This is a genomic window from Streptomyces sp. NPDC048411 (assembly GCF_040704695.1).
Taxonomy (GTDB): domain Bacteria; phylum Actinomycetota; class Actinomycetes; order Streptomycetales; family Streptomycetaceae; genus Streptomyces.
This window is the reverse complement of sequence record NZ_JBEZKL010000014.1, coordinates 53,639-69,144: the sequence shown is the minus strand read 5'-3', so window position 1 is coordinate 69,144 and position 15,506 is coordinate 53,639. Positions and strand designations below refer to the sequence as shown.

The following is a 15,506-nucleotide window of genomic DNA, read 5'->3' as shown; positions in this document are numbered from 1 at the left end:
GCCGCACGCACCGTCAGACGGACTTCTGGTACGAGCGGAAGGTGCGGGTCGACAGCCAGACCGCCACCGCCGCGAGGACGAGCAGCGCTCCCCCGCGGCTGAGCACCAGCCCCCAGTCGGGATCGGCGGTCAGTGCCGAACGGCCCGCCACCATCGCCCAGTTGACCGGGTTGAAGTCGGCGATCTGCCGCATCCAGGACGGCATCTGGCTCGGCGCCATGAACGAGGACGAGAGAAAGGTCAGCGGCAGCAGCAGGAACGTGTTGATACCGATGATCGACTCACGCTGGCGGACCAGCATCCCCAGCGCGTTGGAGAGCGCGCCGAAGACCGTACCGAGCAGGATCGAGGCGACGAGCAGGATCAGCAGCCCACCCGCGCCGCCCGGGTACGTCGCACCGGCGGCCCAGCCGAGCAGCACGATGATGACCGACTGGACGGCGGTACTGATGCCGTTCTGCACGACGTTGGCGTTCATCAGCGCGTTCCGGCTGACCGGGGTGGTCAGGAAGCGGTTGAGCGTGCCCCGCTCGATCTCCTCCAGGGTGCCCATTCCGGCCCACATGCTCGATCCGAGGGCACTCATCACAACGATGCCGGGGATCAGGTAGTCCAGATAGGACGTGGTGCCGAAGCCGCCGAGCTCGACGACCTTCTTGAAGAGGTTGCCGAAGAGGAACAGCCAGATCACCGGCTGGACCAGGGAGATCGCCAGGAAGACCGGCTGCCTGATGATCGCCGTGAGGTGACGCTGGGTCATGTACCAGGTCTGGGCGATGACGTGGCTGCTCATCGGGTGCCTCCTGCGGCGACCGTGGCGGGGATCTGCTGGGCGCCTGCGGCCTCGGCCTCAAAGAAGCGGCGTCCGGCGTAGCGCAGATAGACGTCGTCGAGGGAGGGGCGGGCGACGGTGGCGGCGACGACCGTCGCGCCGGCCCGGTCCAGGGCGCCGAGCAGTACGGGGACGGCGGCGGCACCGTCCTCGGCGCGGACGCTGACCCGGCGGCCATCGGCCAGTACCTCGTACACCCCGGGCAGTCCGGTGAGCGCGGCGGTGACCGTCGCATGGTCTCCGTCGGTGCGCAGCTCCATGTGGACGGCGTCGCCGCGGAGTTCGCCCTTGAGTTCGTCGGGGGTGCCCTCGACGACGATCCGGCCGCGGTCGACGATCGCGATGCGTTCGGCGAGCCGGTCGGCCTCCTCCAGGTAGTGCGTCGTGAGCACAATGGTCAGGCCCTCGTCGCCGGCCAGCCGGGCGATCTCGTCCCACATGGCCGTACGGGCCTCGGGGTCGAGTCCGGTGGTGGGCTCGTCCAGAAAGAGCACCTCGGGGCGGTGGACCAGACCGAGCGCCACGTCCAGGCGCCGCTGCATTCCACCGGAGTACCCCTTGACCTGCCGCTTCCCCGCGTCTGCGAGGTCGAAGCGGTCCAGCAGTTCATCGGCGCGGCGCTGGACCGCGGCGCCCCGCATCCCGTACAACCTGCCCTGCAGCAGCAGGTTCTCCCGGCCGGTGGCGACCGGGTCGGCACCGGATTTCTGGGCGACGACGCCGATCACGCGCCGGACCCGGTCGGGTTGGCGCAGCACGTCGTGTCCGGCGACGCTCGCGGCGCCGGAGTCGGGGCGGGCGAGGGTGGTGAGGATCTTGACGGTGGTGGACTTCCCGGCGCCGTTGGGGCCGAGGAGTCCGAATACCGTGCCGGCACCGACGGTGAGATCCATACCGTTCAGTGCGGTGACATCGCCGGGATAGGTTTTGATCAGTTGTCGCGCCTCTACTGCGGGCGCACGGGTGCTCATGACGGAGCTCTCCTGTGGTCAGCGGGGTGTTCGGGCATGCCGAACCGATCCGCGTGAAGAGAGCCGGGCTATCCTGAGTGTGCCGCACCTCGATCGCCTGGCTCGCCCTCACGGCATGGCCGGTCCGGGGTTCGAAACCCTGGCGGGAGCTGCTCCAACAGCTCCTGCCGGGGTCTTTCTCTTTCTCCGGTACCGCTTGTCGCTGCTTCTTCGGTACCGCTCGGCGCTACGCCTTCCGCTCGGGATCGAGGACGATCTCCTGTTCGCTCAGGTCCTGCCAGTCCTGCGGAACCTCGCCGGTCTCATGGAAGGACTTCCACTCCTCGATGCCACTGATCGTGGCGTCGAGAATCTCGGTACGGAATTTCTTGATCCACTCCAGCTGGGCATCGATCATGTGGAGCTGGTATTCGATCTCCACCACGAAGACCCGGGGCAGCTTCTCCGTCAGCTGGCCGAGGATGCCCCGGATCGCCGCGGACTGGACCGCCAGCGCCGCCTCCCGGGCTCCCAGCAGCTCCGCGACATTCTCCGGAGGCAGCACCGGCAGCAGTGAGAGCGCGGTCTCGAAGACCGGGTACTCGGCGGCCGGAACGGCGAGCAGATCGGAGAGCCAGTCGACCATCTCGGCACGCCCGGCCTCGGTGATGCCGTAGAGCGTGCGCTCGGGGCGGTTGCCCTGGCGCTGCACGCCGGCCACCTCGACGTACCCGTGCTTCTCCAGGTTCTGGACCACGGTGTACAACGAGCCGAAATTGATCTTGACGCTGTGTTCCTTGCCGCGCCGGCGAAGCGTCTGGGCGATCTCGTACGGATGCATGGACCGCTCGGCGAGCAGCACCATCACCGTGAGCGCCAGTGGATTGCCGAGCTTGCGCCGCTTGGCCACCAACCCACCGCCCTTCACTTCGCCGGTTTGTCACTTCGTCGTCGAATACTCGTATACGAACATATCGCGAGCACCCTTACGCGTCAACCGCGATGTATCGCGAATTAGCGGCGGCGTGGAAAGATTTCACGCACTGACCAATCCGCGCTGCCGTCGGCTCCGGATCACCTCACGAAACCGATGCGCATCCTGGGAGGAAGCCCGCGTGAAAGAAGCCGTGCGTCGAGCCGACCAGCGGCTCCGCGCGGCCGACGTCCGCACCACTGGCACTGCTGACCTTCCCGACCGCCTGAGGAGCCCCCTCCCATGACCGTCTCGGTGGCGCTGTTCACCTCCGATCTTCGGTTGCACGACAACCCCGTGCTGCATGCCGCGGTGCGCGACGCGGATTTCGTCGTCCCCCTCTTCGTCCAGGACGACGGCATCCGCCGGACCGGTTTCGACGCGCCGAACCGGCGGGCGTTCCTCGCCGACTGCCTCGTCGATCTCGACGCGGGGCTGCGCCGCCGCGGCGGCCGGCTGGTCGTCCGCAGCACCGACGTGGTCGCGGGGGCCTGCGCCGCGGTCGCGGAGACGGGTGCGGAGAGTCTGCACATCGCGGCCGGGGTGAGCGGGTACGCGAGGGAACGCGAGGAGCGCCTGCGTACGGCTCTCGGGGCTGTCGGCTGCGCCCTGCACGTCCATGACGCGGTGGTCACCGCGCTCGCTCCGGGCCTGGTCGTCCCGGCGGGCCGTGACCATTTCGCGGTGTTCACCCCGTACTTTCGCCGTTGGGTGGCGGCAGGGGTACGGGGCACACTGGCCGCGCCGCGGACGGTACGGGTGCCGGACGCGGCTACGTCCGCACCGCTGCCCACGCGAGCGGAGGTGCGGGGCGTCTCCCCGGGGCTTGCCGAGGGCGGAGAGACGGCAGGGCGCAGGCTGCTGGCCTCCTGGCTGCACGGCCCGATGGCCGACTACGGGACCGGCCGCGACGATCTCGCCGGGGACACGACATCCCGGCTGTCGCCGTTTCTGCACTTCGGCTGCCTCTCCGCGGCCGAACTGGTGCACCGGGCACGGGAGAAGGGCGGACCGGGCGCCGACGCGTTCGTACGGCAGCTGGCCTGGCGGGACTTCCACCACCAGGTTCTCGCCGCCCGGCCGGACGCCGCATGGGCCGACTACCGTCCGCGCGGCGACCGGTGGCGGTCCGACCCCGACGAGATCGAGGCATGGCGTGCCGGGCTCACCGGCTATCCGCTGGTCGACGCGGCGATGCGACAGCTGGCGCACGAGGGCTGGATGCACAACCGGGGACGGATGCTGGTCGCGAGTTTCCTCACCAAGACGCTGTACGTGGACTGGCGCGTCGGCGCCCGGCACTTCCTCGATCTGCTGGTCGACGGGGACCTGGCGAACAATCAGCTCAACTGGCAGTGGGTGGCGGGCACCGGTACGGACACCCGCCCCAACCGCGTACTCAATCCGCTGATCCAGGGCAAGCGGTTCGATCCGCGGGGCGCATACGTACGGCGCTGGGTGCCGGAACTGGCGGACCTGGACGGCGCCGCGGTTCACGAGCCGTGGAAGCTCACCGGCCCGGACCGGGCCCGGCTCCGGTATCCGGACCCGGTGGTGGATCTGGCCGAGGCCCGCGCCCGCTTCGAACGGGCGCGCGGCCTCGGCTGACAGCTGACCACCGGCTGCCCGCTGCCGGCTGGCCAACCACAACTGTCCGCCGCCGATTGCGTGCCATGCCGGTTCCTCCGGTCCCTCGCTTCCGGCCCGCGCCGGGCGGGCCGGTGTACGCCGAACGGGCCCCCTCAAAGGGCCCCTCGAAGGGTGATTCGTGGCCGGGGCCGACACGGATTGGCCGATGACCGCCTCTCATCCGATCGGGTGACGGACCCAATCCGCCGGGCGTCCGACGCCGAATCAACGGATGTGAACGAGAAACAGAACGACGTGCAGCAGCGAAGGACTTCCGGGTCCCGGCGGTCCCGCTGGGAACGTTCCGGTCTCGCCGGGCTCAGCGGTCTGATCGCCGGGTTCTGCGCCCTGGCCGTGGCCGAACTGGTCTCGGCTGTCGTACGTCCGGAGGCGGGTCCGGTCGTGGCGGTGGGCGGGACGGTCATCGACCGCACTCCCCCGGCCTTGAAGGACTTCGCCGTACGGCACTTCGGCACTACCGACAAGCTGGTGCTCGAACTGGGCATCCTGGCGCTGCTGGCGGTTTTCGCCGTGGCGGTCGGGCTGCTGGCGCTGCGGCACCGGCTGCTCGGCTCGGCGGCCGTTCTGGTCTTCGGCGTGGTCGGGGCGGTGGCGGCGGTGGGACGGCCGGGAGGCAGCCCCGCCGATGCCGTGCCCTCGATGGTGGGTGCCGTCCTGGCCGCAGGGGTGCTCTCTCTCCTGGTCGGACGGCTCGGCCCGGTGCTCCGTCCCTCTCCCGCGGTTGGAGAGAGGGACGGGCAGCGGGACGGCACCTTCGACCGGCGCGGTTTCGTGATCGCGGCGACCGCTGCGGCGGCGGCCTCGGCCGGTGCGGGGTTCCTGGGACGGCGGCTCACGTCCGCCGTGCAGGCCGGGGCCACCGCCTCACGGCATGATCTGGTCCTCCCGGTCCCCGATTCACCGGCGGCCGCCGTACCACCCAAAGCGGATCTGCGGATCCGGGGCCTGAGCTCGTTCATCACCCCGAACAAGAGCTTCTACCGGGTGGACACCGCCCTGGTCGTGCCCCGCATCAACGCCGATTCGTGGCGGCTGCGGATCCATGGCAAGGGGGTCACCCGCCCGCTCGCGCTCAGCTTCCGGGACCTGCTGGGGCGGGAGATCATCGAGCGCGACATCACCCTGGCGTGTGTCTCCAACGAGGTCGGCGGCCCGTACGTCGGCAATGCCCGGTGGATCGGTGTGCGGCTGGCCGATCTCCTGCGCGAGGCCGGCGTGAAGCCGCCGTCGCAGGGCGGGCCCGCCGACCAGGTCGTGGCGCGTTCCGTCGACGGCATGACGATCGGCACGCCGGTCGAGACGGTCATGGACGGGCGCGACGCGATCCTCGCCCTCGGCATGAACGGCGAACCCCTGCCGTTCGCGCACGGCTTCCCGGTCCGCATGGTGGTGCCGGGACTCTACGGGTACGTCTCGGCCTGCAAGTGGATCAAGGACATCGAGCTGACGACGTTCGCCTCGTACGACGCGTACTGGGTCAGGCGCAGCTGGTCCCAGCAGGCGCCGGTCAAGACGGAGTCGCGGATCGACACGCCGCGTCCGTTCGCCTCACCGAAGTCCGGCATCGTGCCCGTCGCCGGGGTGGCCTGGGCCCAGCACCGGGGGATCTCGCGGGTGGAGGTCCGGGTGGACGGCGGCCCGTGGCATCGGGCCCGGCTCGCGGCTCAGGACAGCCGGGACACCTGGCGCCAGTGGGTGTGGGAGTGGCCGGCCACCTCCGGCAATCACACGCTGGAGGTCCGTGCGACCGACGGGACGGGTGCCACTCAGACCGGCGAACGCGTCGGCACCGTCCCGGACGGTGCGACCGGCTGGCACTCGGTGGTGGTCGACGTGTCCTGACCCGCTCTCCCCCCGCAGGCACTGTCATTTTCGTCGACACCGTCCTGGTGCCCCCGCAGTGGCACCACAGGGACACCACGGACCGGCCGGGGTTGCGTCAGCGCCCCGGCCGGCCTCTGCCGTGCGCTGCCACGGTGAGCACTTCGGCGCCGCCCGGAGACGGCTGTGTCAGGCAGCGGAAACAGGTTCTCCCCCATTTCTGCCATCTGGCAGGCATGCGGCTCCGGCCGCTGCGCCGCACGGGGCACCCCGTACACCCGGACGTTCCAGATCACCGCCGCCGAAGGGCTCCTCGCCGCGCTACACTGCGCCGGAGCGGGCCTCCATCCCGTATCCGCGTCCGTAGCGGAAGGCGCCCGCTGATGTTCGCGACCCCCTTCACCGAGCTGCCGGTCGTGGACATCACGCCCCTGCGCCACAGCGACCATGCTGGGGAACGCGCCTGCGCCGTGGCCGAGTTGGGCCACGGCGCCCGTGAGAACGGATTCCTCTACCTGTCCGGCCACGGCATCGACCCGGCCCTCCTCGACCAGCTGCCCGCCGCAGCGAAGTCGTTCTTCGCCCAGCCCCTACAGGAGCAGAGGGCGTGCTGGATCGGGAACTCGTCCAACCGTCGCGGTTACGTCCCCGAGCCATGAGCCAAGGGACCAGACAGGACCGCGTGGTGGGCGCCGTGGTCGGTTCGGCGGTTGGCGACGCGCTCGGGGCGCCGTTCGAGTTCGGGCCCGCGGGTGTGTACGCGGACCGCTTCCCCGACGGCTTCGGCACGATGTGCGGGGGCGGTGGCTGGGATCCGGGCGAGGCGACGGACGATACGCAGATGGCCGTACTGGTCGGTGAGTCGCTGCTGGAGCGGGACGGGCTCGATCTGCCCGACATCTTCGACCGGTTCCGGCGGTGGGCGGCGGGTGAGCCGAAGGACATCGGCCTGCAGACCGAGTGCGTCCTGACGAGCGGCGACCCCTGGGACCGGGCCGCCGCTCTGCACTTCCAGGTCAACGGGCGGGCGGCGGGCAACGGTTCGCTGATGCGGGCCGCCACCTCCGCCGTGTACTTCGCGCGGACCAACGGCCCGGAGCCGGCGGCGCGGGCCACGACGATGGACGCCGCCCGCCGGATCGCGGCACTGACGCATGGCGACGGCGCCGCCTGGGAAGGCACAGCCGTCCTCCAAGAGCTGATCCGGGTGGCGCTGAACGGCGACGACCCGCTCGCAGCCGTGCCGGGCACCCTGGCCGACGTACACGACGACCGGCGCGAACGCTGGGCGACCGTCCTCGCACCGGGCTGGCATCCGGGTCTGGCGACGGAGTTCAACGGGGCGGTGTGGCCGTGCCTGGGGACAGCGGTCTGGGCGCTGCGCACGACACATACCTTCGAAGCCTCGCTGGCAGCGGCGATCGACGTCGGCGGGGACACCGACACGGTCGCGGCCGTGACCGGCGCCCTGACCGGGGCGGTGTACGGCATGGGCGCGATCCCGCCACGCTGGACGGAGCCCCTGCACGTCCCTCTACCGGGGTACGGGGACCGGGTTCTGCGCACACCCGAGCTGGCGGCCCTGGCCCGGCGTCTGGACGCCCAGGGATCATAAGATCCACGCGGCCCGAAATGTACACATAAGGCTGAGATAAGCGCAGAATGGTGGAGCAGGCGCCTACAGCACACTCCCCTCACACCGCGGTCGGGCCTGCAGGATCGAAGGAGACGACTCTCATGTCCAACGTCTCACACACCCGCGCTGACATCACCAGTCACCCGGATGTTTCCGAAATGCGGGAGCGCTATGCCCGCATGCTCGGTGGTCGCGATGTGGCGCTCGTCGACGGACCGGTGTTCCTCGTCGGTCTCTACTGCGCCGTCTCGCCCTGGGTACTTCACTTCACTGCAAGCCAGCCCACCCTCGTGCAGCACAACCTGATCATGGGGATCGCGATCGCGGTGCTGGGACTCGGGTTCACGGTGATGCCGGACCGGATGTACGGCCTGAGCTGGGCCATCTGCGCCATGGGTATCTGGATGATCATCTCGCCGTGGGTCGTCGCCAGCAGCCCCGACATGGGCGTCATCCTCAACAACGTCATCATCGGCGGTCTGGCCGTCCTGCTGGGGCTGGCCTGCGTTGGAGTGGCGATGAAGAGCAATCGAACCTAGGGGGGCACCCCCTGGCGGTCCCTGAACGACGAAGGAGCGTGAGCTTCCGGCCGGTCGGCACCCAGCGGACCGGCCGAGGCACGTCCGGGGAGGGTCCGCGGGGTACCACGTCCACCAGCAACCGTGCGCGGGCTACGCACGCTCCGCCCCCACGATCCGCGGCGCCGCATCCGCACGGGAAGGGGCGGGCTCGGGCAGGACCGCCGCAGGCGCCCCACCCGAGGCCCGGTCGACCGAACCCGCAGCACACACCCCGTCACCCCACCGAGCTGTACGCCACAACCCCCCGGAGCACCGCATCCGTTGCCTTGCGTGCAGTGCGCGCCACGGACCCGGCGCCCGCGCCCGGCGGCGCCGCGGCCGCGATCTGCCCCAGCACATCGATGACCTGCTTGCACCACCGTACGAAGTCCCCCGCGGGCATGTCCGCCTCGCGCAGCACCTCGTCCAGCGTCCGCCCCGACGCCCACATGTAGACGGCCCAGGCGAATCCGAGATCGGGTTCCCGCTGCCCGACCCCCTCCGCCTGGTTGATCTTGAAGTCCTCCTCGAGGGCATCGAGTCGTCCCCAGATACGGACCATCTCGGCCATCGCCGTCTTCGCCGGGCCGGACGGCAGCTTCGGCGCCACGGCATCGTCCGCCTGCCGCGCCTCGTACACCAGCGCAGACACACACGCGGCGAGCTCCGCCGGATTCAGCCCTTCCCAGACCCCTGCCCGCAGGCACTCGCTGGCCAGCAGGTCCAGTTCACCGTAGAGCCGGGCCAATCGCCGCCCGTGCTCGGTGACTTCATTGCCCCGCAGATAGTCGAGCTCGGTGAGGAGCGCCACGATCCGGTCGAAGGTGCGGGCGATCGTGTTCGTCCGCCCCTCGATCCGCCGCTCCAGCTGCTTCGTGTCCCGCTGCAGCCGGTGGTAGCGCTCCGCCCACCGCGCATGGTCCTCGCGCTCGTTGCACCCATGGCACGGGTGGGCCCGCAACTCGGCCCGGTAACGGGCGATCTGCTGGTCGTCGGCGGCCTCGGCCCGCCCCCTGCGGTGCCGCTCCGGCACGATGTGCCCCGCCTTGGTCCGCAGGGCCGACGCCAGATCGCGCCTGGACTGCGGCGACCGCGGGTTGAACGACTTCGGCACCCGCATCCGCTCCACCGCCTCGACCGGCACGGGGAAGTCGATCGACGCGAGCCGCTTGACCTGCCGCTCGGCGGTGAGCACCAACGGCCGCGGCCCGTCGTGGTATTCGAGCCCGCGATGCGTGTTGGCCCGCCCGGCGGGCAGCCCCGGGTCCAGCACCAGGGCCAGCCCGGCGAACTTCCCGGTCGGGACATGGATGACGTCGCCCGGCTTCAGCTTCTCCAACGACGCCGCTGCGGCGGCCCGCCGCTGTGACGCGCCGTGCTTGGCGAGTTCCGTCTCCCGGTCCTTCAGGTCACGGCGCAGCCGTGCGTACTCCTCGAAGTCGCCGAGGTGACAGGTCATGCCCTCGCGGTAGCCCTCGAGCCCCTCCTCGTTCCTCTGTACCTGCCGGGAGATCCCGACGACCGAGCGGTCGGCCTGGAACTGGGCGAACGAGGTCTCCAGCAGTTCGCGCGACCGGTGCCGCCCGAACTGCTGCACCAGGTTCACGGCCATGTTGTACGAGGGCCGGAAGCTGGACCGCAGCGGATACGTGCGCGTACCCGCGAGTCCGGCCAGCGCCCCCGGGTCCATGCCGCGCTGCCACAGCACCACCGCATGGCCCTCGATGTCGATCCCCCGCCGCCCGGCGCGCCCGGTCAACTGGGTGTACTCGCCCGGGGTGATGTCGGCGTGCTGCTCGCCGTTCCACTTGACGAGCTTCTCCAAGACCACCGATCGCGCGGGCATGTTGATGCCGAGGGCGAGGGTCTCCGTCGCGAAGACCGCCTTGACGAGCCCGCGTACGAACAGTTCCTCGACGACTTCCTTGAAGGTCGGCAGCATGCCCGCGTGGTGCGCGGCGATGCCGCGCTCCAGACCTTCGAGCCACTCGTAGTAGCCGAGGACATGGAGATCCTCGGGAGGGATGGAGGCGGTCCGCTCCTCGACGATCTCCCGCACCAGGCGGCGCTTGCTGTCGTCATTGAGCCGCAGTCCGGCCTGGAGACACTGCTGCACGGCGGCCTCGCAGCCGGCTCGGCTGAAGATGAACGTGATGGCGGGCAACAGGCCTTCGGCGTCCAGCCGGTCGATGACCTCGGGTCTGGACGGGGTCCAGATCCGGCTGCGCTGGCGCCGCTCGCGCTCCCGGTCGGCCTCCCTCACCATCTTTCCGCGGCGGCGCTCGCGCGGGTTGTATCCGCGCTGGCTCTCGATGCGGGCGAGCCGGACGAGGTCGGGGCTGACCTCGCGGCGGCCGACGCCGCGGCCGCCGTGGTCGGTCTCCTCCTCGAAGAGGTCGTACATCCGGCGGCCGGCCAGGACGTGCTGCCAGAGCGGCACGGGCCGGTTTTCGGCGACGATGACTTCGGTGTCACCGCGGACGGTGTCCAGCCAGTCTCCGAACTCCTCGGCGTTGGACACGGTCGCCGACAGCGACACCAGGGTCACCGAATCGGGCAGATGAATGATCACTTCTTCCCACACCGCGCCACGGAAGCGGTCGGAGAGGTAGTGCACCTCGTCCATCACCACATAGCCGAGACCGCGCAGTGCCTGGGAGCCCGCGTACAGCATGTTCCGCAGCACTTCGGTGGTCATGACGACCACGGGCGCGTCCCCGTTGACACTGTTGTCGCCGGTCAGCAGGCCGACCTTGTCCGCGCCGTAGCGCTTGACCAGATCGGTGAACTTCTGGTTGGACAGGGCCTTGATGGGCGTGGTGTAGAAGCACTTGCGGCCCTGGCGCAGCGCGAGATGCACGGCGAACTCGCCGACGATCGTCTTGCCCGACCCGGTCGGGGCCGCGACCAGCACCCCTTTACCCGCCTCCAGGGCCTTGCATGCATCGATCTGGAACGGGTCCAGACCGAACTCGTACAACTCGCGGAAGGGCGCGAGCGCCGTGGCCTGCTCGGCGGCGCGGATCCGGAAAGCCTGGTATCGCTCAGCTGGTGAGAGGTCCTCTGTCATCTTGGTTACGAGCCTACCCGTCGCCTCCGACAGTCAGCGCGATCTTTAATTCACTGTGCAAGAACCCTGGCCGCGCCCGGCACACAGGTCGCGGTGAGCGGAAGGGCGCCGAGCGGTTCACCGTCCGCATACGCGGTGACACCGGCCGCGGCCAGCTCGATCGACGAGACCCGGTGCACCGTGACCTGCGGATGGCCGAGGTGCGTGCCCTTGTAGACGCGGGGGAACACCTTGAGCAGGGTGGTACGGCTGCAGTCCCCGACGACGGTCACGTCGAAGAGCCCGTCGTCCATGACGGCGTCCGCACAAATCCGCATCCCGCCGCCGTACGTGGACCCGTTGCCCACGGCGATGAGCGTCGCCTCGATCTCCTGGACCGGCCCGCCGTCGAGCCTGATGCGGTACGGGATCGGTCTGAACGCGGCGAGTTCGGCGAGGATCGCCAGGTCGTACTTGAACCGCCCGCCGGCCCAGCGCATCCGGTTGCCCCGGTCGTTGACCCGGGAGTCGAAGCCGGAGGCGAGCACCGAACCGAACCATCGCTCCCCGACCCTGCCGAGGTCGATCTCGCGGACGCTGCCGCCCTTGAGCGCCTCGGCCGCGAGCCGTCCGGCCGCGGCCGGGTCCCGTATCGGCAGGCCGAGGGCGCGGGCGAAGTCGTTGCCGGTGCCGACGGCGACGACGCCGAGCGGTGTCATGGTCCCGGCGACGGCCTGGAGGGCGAGGGACATCATGCCGTCCCCGCCCACGGCTATCAGCGCACCGGTCCCGTCCGCGACGGCCTCACGGGCCCGCCGCAGCGCGTCGTCGGCGTCCTCGCCCAGTACCGTGCGCACGGAGAATCCTGCGGCCCGCAACGCGGAAGCGGCCGGCTGCGCGGCGTGCGCGCCCCGGCCGCGTCCTGCGGTGGGATTGACGAAAAGGGTGATCTCGCTGGTCACCCGGGGGACCTTACAAGGTCAGGTGATGTCGTCGTAACCGTTCACCCGGTCACGGTCCGGCCCCGCTTGTGCGGGCAGCGACCCGCCCGACGACACCGACTCGACCTCACCGATGTCCTCGGGGGTCAGGTCCAGCTCCGACGCCTCGTCATCGGCGGGTCCCGCCGCCGCGCGCAGTGCCTTGCGGCGGTCGTTGAGGAGCGAGACCGCCGTGGCGCAGAAGTACAGGACCCAGATCGGCCCGGCGAGGGCCAGCATGGTGAGCGGGTCCGTACTGGGCGTGGCCACGGCGGCGAAGACCGTGATTCCCATGATCATCCCGCGCCACCAGCCGAGCATCCGCTTGCCGGTGATGACCCCGCCGAGGTTCAGCATGACGAGCAGCAGGGGCAGCTCGAAGGAAAGTCCGAAGACCACCACCATGCGCGTGATCAGGTCCAGCAGGTCATCGAGCGGCAGCTGGTTGTCCAGGCCGGCCGGCGAGAAGTCCAGCAGGACCTTGGCCATCGTGGGCAGCGTCTTGTACGCGAAGAAGCCACCGGCGAGGAAGAGCGGGAAGCCCGCGCCGACGAAGGCGAGCGAGTACTTCTTCTCGTGCTTGTGCAGACCGGGGGCGATGAACGCCCACAGCTGGTAGAGCCAGATCGGCGACGAAAGGACGAGACCCGCCATGAGGGAGACCTTGAGCGCAAGGGTGAACGGCGTCAGCAGACCGTTCAGGACGATGCGCGCGCAGGTTCCGTCCTCCTGCTTCGCGAGTTCGGCGAAGCTCGACTGGCAACCGACCGCCTTGAGCACCGGGTCGGTGAAGAACTCGATGATCCCCTTGTAGAAGAACGCGGCGACGATCGTGACGGCGACGATCGCCAGCAGAGCCTTCGCCAGCCTGTTACGCAGCTCACGCAGGTGCTCCACCAGGGGCATGCGGCCCTCTGGGTCCGTCTCCTGCTTGCGGGCAGACTTGAGCAACCCACGTCCTCATCTCGTGCAGCAGGCCGTCACCATGACGGCGCCTGCGTCGGCCCGGTTGTCAGCGGTTGGTCGAGTCGGTCGGCTCGGCAACCGGACGTGAGCTCGTCACATCGCCGGGCGCGGCCTTGATGGTGCGCGGGGCGGCCTGGTCCTGGGCGGCGTCGTTCGGCGGGTCCGCAGGGGTGGCCGTCGCGGCACCCTCGGACTTCATGGCCTTGGCCTCGCTCTTGAGGATGCGGGCCGACTTGCCGAGCGAGCGAGCCATGTCAGGAAGCTTCTTCGCGCCGAACAGCAGAACAATGACGACGAGGATCAGGATGATCTCGGGAGCGCCGAGCCTTCCGAACATATGCGTGTACCTTCTCACCGAGGCAGCAGGGGTGGGGCTGATCGAGCGTCGGACAGACGTCCGATCTTCGTACTGTCAGCGATCGTATCCCGCAGGAGTAAACGCAGGGCAATACCCATGCATCCTTGCGATTACGGCCCATGCCTCGCTCTCAGGGCCGCCACCAGCAGCGTACCCTCCGAACCCGAGAAACAAGAGGCCCCGCCCGCCCCGGTCGACCGGTCCAGCGCACAGCTCCCTCGTCCGTGTCAGCGCAACGCCTCGCCGGTGGCGGCGAGATCGGTTGCGGCCCGTTCGAGATCCTCGGCCGCCCGGTTGATGCGCCGAGTGGTATGGGTCACCTGTCGCCCCAGGCGCTGGGCCTCGACGAACACCTTGATGGCCAGTACGCCGAGGACGGCGATCCCGAGGAATCCCAGGGCGATGGCGAGCATGGGCCAGAACATGCGCAGAGCCTCGATGTTGTCTAGGTGTCGCAGGAGCCGGGTGTCGGTGTGTCAGGAGTTCTGAAAGCTGGTGTGGAGGCGCAGCGTCCGCACGCCCCCACCCGTGAGGAGTTCCACTATCCGCTCCCCGGCGGGCTTACGGACGGCGGCACCGCACTCGGGGCAGGTGAACGAGTAGAACGTGGTGCGACGGCTGGAGCCGATGGCGAGGCGCAGGGCACCCGCCGCGAGCTCGAAGCGCCCGCGGCAGTCCGGGCAGGCCGCCTTGAACCGTACGGACTCCGGTACCAGCACAGTTGAGATACCCGACATCACAGACATGTTGCTCATATCTCCTCAGGTATTCGTGCAGGCAGGGCCGTCGTAGGCGGCGAGCGCTGCCCGCGCCGCCTGCTGCGCGCTCCGCGCCAGCTCCGGTGGGGCGACGATGCGCCCTTCCCCGCCGAGCCGCAGCGCAAGCCTGCGCAGCGACGCCGGATCGGGCGTGCGCAAGGTGATCCGCAGTCCGCCGTCGGCCAGTTCCTCCGCACTGTCGTGCGGGTAGTACTCGGCGACCCACCGGCCGCCGGGCCCGACCTCGATCACCACCTCGGGGTCCTCGGCCGCCGGCTGCACCAGCCCCTCGGACAGGTCCCGCAGTTCCAGCTCCGGCGGTGCGGACGGCTCGTCCAGCAGCCGGATCTCGGCGACCCGGTCGAGCCGGAACGTACGCCGGTCCTCGGAGGACCTGCACCAGGCCTCCATGTACGTATGCCCCACGGCGAACAGCCGGATCGGGTCCACCTCGCGCTCGGTGAGCTCGTCGCGCGCGGGTGAGTAGTACCGCAGCCAGAGCCGGCGCCGCTCCGAGATCGCCCGGTCGACATCGGCGAAGACGCCGCCCTCGGACTCGAAAGTGACCGAGAGCCGGGAGCTCGCCGCCCCGACCTCACCGGCCGCCGTCTCCAGCTTGGCGGTGGCCCGCAGCAGCGCCTGCCGGTCGCTCTCCCGCAGCCCCGGCAGCGTCGCCACGGCGCGCGCCGCGACCAGCAGGGCCGTCGCCTCGTCCGCCGCGAGCCGCAGCGGCTCCGCCACGTCGTCCGGGTTGTGCCACCAGATCCGGTCGCCGTCGGTGTCGATGTCCAGCAGATCGCCGCCCCGGAAGCTCGTCCCGCACATGGGCAGGACGTCGAGGTCCGAGATCAGCTCGTCCTCGGTGATCCCGAATGCCCGGGCCACGTCCTGCACATGGGCGCCGGGGCGCTCCCTCAGATACGTCACGAGGGACAGCATCCGGCGCGTCTGGTCGATCGCGTTCGTCGCCATG

The 15,506-nt window shown here is 69.9% G+C and carries 15 protein-coding genes; 5 read left to right on the top strand and 10 right to left on the bottom strand.

Features of this window, described 5'->3' with window-relative positions; all coding sequences use genetic code 11:
* Positions 1 to 13 precede the first annotated feature (13 nt).
* The 3 genes from AB0915_RS08240 to AB0915_RS08230 form a co-directional block, all read right to left on the bottom strand.
* Complete coding sequence (locus tag AB0915_RS08240; protein WP_366690301.1) at positions 14 to 793, bottom strand: ABC transporter permease; 780 nt, start codon at positions 791 to 793, stop codon at positions 14 to 16.
* Entirely contained in the window at positions 790 to 1,803 is a 1,014-nt protein-coding gene (locus tag AB0915_RS08235) for an ATP-binding cassette domain-containing protein (RefSeq protein WP_366690300.1), read from the bottom strand. Before AB0915_RS08235 ends, AB0915_RS08240 begins: the two co-directional genes overlap by 4 nt.
* Positions 1,804 to 2,029: 226 nt before the next feature.
* Positions 2,030 to 2,692 (bottom strand): PadR family transcriptional regulator, encoded by a 663-nt coding sequence (locus tag AB0915_RS08230; protein ID WP_366690299.1) that lies wholly within the window; start codon positions 2,690 to 2,692, stop codon positions 2,030 to 2,032.
* 306 nt (positions 2,693 to 2,998) lie between these two features.
* Between AB0915_RS08230 and AB0915_RS08225 the strand changes: the two genes are divergently transcribed.
* The 5 genes from AB0915_RS08225 (at position 2,999) to AB0915_RS08205 (ending at position 8,401) form a co-directional block, all read left to right on the top strand.
* The gene (locus AB0915_RS08225) at positions 2,999 to 4,363 is read left to right on the top strand and encodes a deoxyribodipyrimidine photo-lyase (protein ID WP_366690298.1); all 1,365 of its coding nucleotides are present in this window, start codon (positions 2,999 to 3,001) and stop codon (positions 4,361 to 4,363) included.
* 348 nt (positions 4,364 to 4,711) lie between these two features.
* Positions 4,712 to 6,247 (top strand): molybdopterin-dependent oxidoreductase, encoded by a 1,536-nt coding sequence (locus AB0915_RS08220; protein WP_366690324.1) that lies wholly within the window; start codon positions 4,712 to 4,714, stop codon positions 6,245 to 6,247.
* A gap of 362 nt (positions 6,248 to 6,609) precedes the next feature.
* Positions 6,610 to 6,885, top strand: a complete 276-nt coding sequence (locus tag AB0915_RS08215; protein WP_366690297.1) for a 2-oxoglutarate and iron-dependent oxygenase domain-containing protein — start codon at positions 6,610 to 6,612, stop codon at positions 6,883 to 6,885.
* The gene (locus AB0915_RS08210; RefSeq protein WP_366690296.1) at positions 6,882 to 7,841 is read left to right on the top strand and encodes an ADP-ribosylglycohydrolase family protein; all 960 of its coding nucleotides are present in this window, start codon (positions 6,882 to 6,884) and stop codon (positions 7,839 to 7,841) included. Before AB0915_RS08215 ends, AB0915_RS08210 begins: the two co-directional genes overlap by 4 nt.
* A 122-nt stretch (positions 7,842 to 7,963) precedes the next feature.
* Positions 7,964 to 8,401, top strand: coding sequence for an SPW repeat protein (locus AB0915_RS08205; protein WP_366690295.1), 438 nt, complete (start codon positions 7,964 to 7,966; stop codon positions 8,399 to 8,401).
* Between the two features lie 256 nt (positions 8,402 to 8,657).
* Here the strand turns inward: AB0915_RS08205 and AB0915_RS08200 are convergent, their stop codons facing one another.
* The 7 genes from AB0915_RS08200 to AB0915_RS08170 all read right to left on the bottom strand — a co-directional run bounded on the left by AB0915_RS08200 (position 8,658) and on the right by AB0915_RS08170 (position 15,505).
* Positions 8,658 to 11,492 (bottom strand): DEAD/DEAH box helicase, encoded by a 2,835-nt coding sequence (locus AB0915_RS08200; protein WP_366690294.1) that lies wholly within the window; start codon positions 11,490 to 11,492, stop codon positions 8,658 to 8,660.
* 50 nt (positions 11,493 to 11,542) lie between these two features.
* Complete coding sequence (locus tag AB0915_RS08195; RefSeq protein WP_366690293.1) at positions 11,543 to 12,433, bottom strand: diacylglycerol kinase; 891 nt, start codon at positions 12,431 to 12,433, stop codon at positions 11,543 to 11,545.
* An 18-nt stretch (positions 12,434 to 12,451) separates the two neighbouring features.
* Positions 12,452 to 13,402, bottom strand: coding sequence for a twin-arginine translocase subunit TatC (gene tatC, locus AB0915_RS08190; RefSeq protein ID WP_366690292.1), 951 nt, complete (start codon positions 13,400 to 13,402; stop codon positions 12,452 to 12,454).
* Positions 13,403 to 13,463: 61 nt separating this feature from the next.
* Positions 13,464 to 13,754, bottom strand: coding sequence for a Sec-independent protein translocase subunit TatA (gene tatA / locus AB0915_RS08185; RefSeq protein WP_266987647.1), 291 nt, complete (start codon positions 13,752 to 13,754; stop codon positions 13,464 to 13,466).
* Between the two features lie 248 nt (positions 13,755 to 14,002).
* Positions 14,003 to 14,200: a hypothetical protein gene (locus AB0915_RS08180; RefSeq protein ID WP_037700534.1), complete on the bottom strand. Its 198-nt coding sequence runs from the start codon at positions 14,198 to 14,200 to the stop codon at positions 14,003 to 14,005.
* A gap of 51 nt (positions 14,201 to 14,251) precedes the next feature.
* Positions 14,252 to 14,530: a hypothetical protein gene (locus AB0915_RS08175; protein ID WP_366690291.1), complete on the bottom strand. Its 279-nt coding sequence runs from the start codon at positions 14,528 to 14,530 to the stop codon at positions 14,252 to 14,254.
* Positions 14,531 to 14,536: 6 nt separating this feature from the next.
* Entirely contained in the window at positions 14,537 to 15,505 is a 969-nt protein-coding gene (locus AB0915_RS08170) for a WYL domain-containing protein (protein ID WP_366690290.1), read from the bottom strand.
* Position 15,506: the final 1 nt, after the last annotated feature.

Bases quoted from the DNA above. Each gene is read 5' to 3' on its own strand.
- AB0915_RS08180 (WP_037700534.1), bottom strand. From the start codon at position 14,200: ATGTTCTGGCCCATGCTCGCCATCGCCCTGGGATTCCTCGGGATCGCC.
- tatA (WP_266987647.1), bottom strand. From the start codon at position 13,754: ATGTTCGGAAGGCTCGGCGCTCCCGAGATCATCCTGATCCTCGTCGTC.
- AB0915_RS08235 (WP_366690300.1), bottom strand. From the start codon at position 1,803: ATGAGCACCCGTGCGCCCGCAGTAGAGGCGCGACAACTGATCAAAACC.
- AB0915_RS08210 (WP_366690296.1), top strand. From the start codon at position 6,882: ATGAGCCAAGGGACCAGACAGGACCGCGTGGTGGGCGCCGTGGTCGGT.
- AB0915_RS08200 (WP_366690294.1), bottom strand. From the start codon at position 11,492: ATGACAGAGGACCTCTCACCAGCTGAGCGATACCAGGCTTTCCGGATC.
- AB0915_RS08170 (WP_366690290.1), bottom strand. From the start codon at position 15,505: ATGGCGACGAACGCGATCGACCAGACGCGCCGGATGCTGTCCCTCGTG.
- AB0915_RS08215 (WP_366690297.1), top strand. From the start codon at position 6,610: ATGTTCGCGACCCCCTTCACCGAGCTGCCGGTCGTGGACATCACGCCC.
- AB0915_RS08205 (WP_366690295.1), top strand. From the start codon at position 7,964: ATGTCCAACGTCTCACACACCCGCGCTGACATCACCAGTCACCCGGAT.
- AB0915_RS08225 (WP_366690298.1), top strand. From the start codon at position 2,999: ATGACCGTCTCGGTGGCGCTGTTCACCTCCGATCTTCGGTTGCACGAC.
- AB0915_RS08175 (WP_366690291.1), bottom strand. From the start codon at position 14,530: ATGAGCAACATGTCTGTGATGTCGGGTATCTCAACTGTGCTGGTACCG.
- AB0915_RS08240 (WP_366690301.1), bottom strand. From the start codon at position 793: ATGAGCAGCCACGTCATCGCCCAGACCTGGTACATGACCCAGCGTCAC.